At 69.9% G+C, this 1,836-nt stretch carries 2 protein-coding genes and 1 pseudogene; 1 reads left to right on the top strand and 2 read right to left on the bottom strand.

Features of this window, described 5'->3' with window-relative positions:
• Nucleotides 1-244: 244 nt before the first annotated feature.
• Entirely contained in the window at nucleotides 245-694 is a 450-nt protein-coding gene (locus WBA11_RS14595) for a hypothetical protein (RefSeq protein WP_424521395.1), read from the bottom strand.
• Between the two features lie 32 nt (nucleotides 695-726).
• A complete protein-coding gene (locus tag WBA11_RS14590) occupies nucleotides 727-1,269 on the bottom strand; it encodes a hypothetical protein (protein ID WP_424521394.1) in 543 nt (180 codons plus the stop codon).
• 114 nt (nucleotides 1,270-1,383) lie between these two features.
• On the opposite strand from WBA11_RS14590, the pseudogene WBA11_RS14585 reads away from it, so the two are divergent.
• Nucleotides 1,384-1,836 (top strand): annotated as a pseudogene (locus tag WBA11_RS14585) (phosphoglycolate phosphatase); the annotation flags it as partial.

Genomic DNA, 1,836 nt, shown 5'->3' with positions numbered 1-1,836 from the left:
ATCGAGGACGACACGGGCACCCTCGAGGGCGTCCCATTCGAGTTGCGCGTGACGCAGGGCGACGAGTCGTGGTTCGTGGATGCCACCGACGGCGTGTTCAGCCCGCCCGGCGACCGGCGACCGGACGTCGAGCCGGTCGGGATTCTGCTCACGGTCGAGGACTAGCGGACGCGCCCTCGAGGGCGCACGCGAGCGGGATGCCGCCGCAGGGGATGACAGCGACATCGGGCGGCGGCACAAACTCTTAGACGTATTGGTCGGACCGGATTACTCCGACGAGTAACCCGACAAGGAAACCTATTGTGGCTCCTGCAACGGTGCGAAGGCCTGGAAATAGCTCGGATCCTCCACCTGAGAGTTGGTGCTCGAGGTTGAATACCACGACTCCGGTTGCGGCTCCGAACGCCGCGCCCTCGAGGGCGCCGAGCCCATCGCGACGGAAGGCGACGGCGTGCAGGCTCGAGGTCGGCGCCGAGCGCTCCTCGTCGGACATCCGGTCGACCCACGTCGTAACGTCGGTGCCGACCTCGAGGTCGCGCGCTTCCCGCCCGCGCTCGCCCTCGACGTAGACGACGGCCTGGCCTCGCTCGGCGCGGCTGGTGATCTCGCTCCGCACGGTGCCGGAGGACAGGTCTGCGGGCCGCGTGTGCGTGCAGCCTGCGAGAGCGGTGAGGAGGATGAGCAGTCGGATCATGGAGGGGATGAACACTGGGGCGTGTGGGCGAGCTAGTCGGTCGCGCCCTCGAGGCCGGCTGCGCACGCGAGCGGGACGCCAGCGCATGGAGCGGGCACGACCTCGAGGACGCCAACCTCGAAGGGGCGAGCTCGATAGATGACCCTGTCAGACCGGATCGCGCCGGAGAACGCACCGACCACAGCGCCGCCGGCGGCCCCCATGACCACCATGAACGCGCGGTCGAACGGGAACGGAGGGTCACCCACGAACCCACTCGCTCCGCCCACGACAGCTCCGATTCCGGCGCCCGCGAGCGCACCGTACCCGTCGCGGCGGAACACGACGGCGTCGATGGCTGCCGTCGGCGCCGAGCGCGCCTCGTCGGTCCTCTTGTCGACCCAGAACGTCGAGTCGGCGGCGACGCGGAGCGCACGGACCTGTCGCCCGCGCTCGCCCTCGAGGTGGAGGACCGGGAAGCCCCGCTCGGCGCGGGCGTTGATCGTGGCTCGCGTCGAGGCCGAGGATAGGTCGGCCGGCCGCGTGTGCGTGCAGCCGACGAGGACGAGGACCAGCAGGATGGGGGAGAGGTTCAAGGCCGTGGCGAATGAGAGACCCCATGCTACACCGCATCGAGGACGAACTCCCTGGTCCGTTCGCACTACTCGCCCGCGAGGGCGGCGACCTTGACGCGGCTTCCCCCGCGACCCGTGATCAACCTGTTCCTGGCCGACATCGACGGCTGCCTGTCCGAGCCCTACGTCGCCTACGACCTCGAGGGCTTCGCGCAACTCCGAGCCTGGGGCGACCTCGCCCTCGAGGACGAGCGCTACCCGCGCGTGGGCATCTGCTCCGGCCGGAGCTACGCCTACGTCGAGGCCATCGCCCAAGCCCTCGGGCTCCGGGCGCCCGCCCTGTTCGAGAGCGGCGGCGGACGGTTCGACCTCGAGGACGCCCGCATCACCTGGAATCCCGCGCTCACGCCCGACGTCGAGGCCGCGCTCGCCCAAGTCCGCGCGTTCATGTTGGCCGAGGTCGTGCCACAGTCCGAGACCGTCTCGTACGACTACGGCAAGAGGAGCCAGTACGGCATCGTGAGCCCCGTCGTCGGCGAGTGCGAGACGTTCCTCGACGAGGTCGAGACGTTCACCACGGCCCAGGGC

Origin of the sequence: Rubrivirga sp. (genome assembly GCF_049648075.1) — a bacterium.
Lineage (GTDB): Bacteria > Bacteroidota > Rhodothermia > Rhodothermales > Rubricoccaceae > Rubrivirga.
This window is presented reverse-complemented; position numbering and strand designations above follow the sequence as displayed.

Coding starts and splice junctions, on each gene's coding strand:
- WBA11_RS14595 (WP_424521395.1), bottom strand. CDS start 694: ATGATCCGACTGCTCATCCTCCTCACCGCTCTCGCAGGCTGCACGCAC.